Origin of the sequence: Erythrobacter sp. QSSC1-22B (genome assembly GCF_001678665.1) — a bacterium.
Classification (GTDB): Bacteria; Pseudomonadota; Alphaproteobacteria; order Sphingomonadales; family Sphingomonadaceae; genus Qipengyuania.
In genome coordinates this window covers 1-829 of the sequence record NZ_LZRP01000039.1, presented here as the reverse complement: position 1 = coordinate 829, position 829 = coordinate 1, and the positions used below count along the sequence as shown (strand labels likewise).

Annotated in this window: 1 protein-coding gene; it reads right to left on the bottom strand. The window is 61.9% G+C overall.

Features of this window, described 5'->3' with window-relative positions; genetic code table 11:
- Positions 1-15: 15 nt before the first annotated feature.
- Positions 16-773, bottom strand: a protein-coding gene (locus A9995_RS16420; protein ID WP_145917027.1) for an IS5 family transposase whose coding sequence is annotated in 2 segments (ribosomal slippage) — positions 16-437 and positions 437-773 — 759 coding nt in all. Because the reading frame shifts where the segments join, the coding sequence is not laid out codon by codon here.
- Positions 774-829 lie beyond the last annotated feature (56 nt).

The window sequence follows — 829 nt, the reverse complement described above, 5'->3', positions numbered from 1 at the left end:
TAGGGTCCGGACTCGTTAGAGCCACCAAGTGACGATGGCTGCGATAGCGATCGTGGCCATGAAGGTCTTGATGTTGCGGTCGAAGCGGGTTGCGACCCGCCGCCAGTCCTTGAAGCGGCAGAACATGCGCTCGACGACGTTGCGCTGGCGGTAGATCTGCCTGTCGTGCTCGATCTGGACCTTGCGGTTGGACTTTGACGGGATGACCGGCGTGGTGCCTCGCTCGATCAACCAAGAGCGCAAGGCGTTGCTGTCGTAGCCTTTGTCAGCGACTAGATACTCCGATGGCGGCGCGGCATTGATCGCCAGCATGGCGACTTTGGCATCGTGCGTGTTGCCGGGTGTCAGAAGGAGGACGTGGGGGCGGCCCTTCTCGTCGCAGATTGCGTGGAGCTTGGTGTTCCTCCCGCCTTTAGTGATGCCGATACCATGAGCCAAGGCCCCCCTTTTGCGCCTCCGGCGGTGCGGTGGACCTTGATGCAGGAGCTGTCGATGAACAGCCTGGCAGGCACGCCCTCGACCCCGGCCAGGCTCGAAAAGATGCGCTCCCACACGTCGCGCTCGGCCCAGCGACGGAATCGATTGTAGAGCGTCTTCTTGGGCCCGTAGATGTGTTCCGGGCAGTCGCTCCAGCGCCCGCCACTCTTCAGCGCATGAACAATCCCGGAGAGCACGCGCCGGTCATCCACCCTCCGCATCCCGCGCGTATCCTGCGGCAAGAGTGGCTCAATCCGAGCCCACTGCTCATCTGAAAACCAGAAGAAATCTGCCATTCCACATGCCTCCTCGCTGGAGGCCTGTGAATCACATCCCGATGGCGCTGTGAATC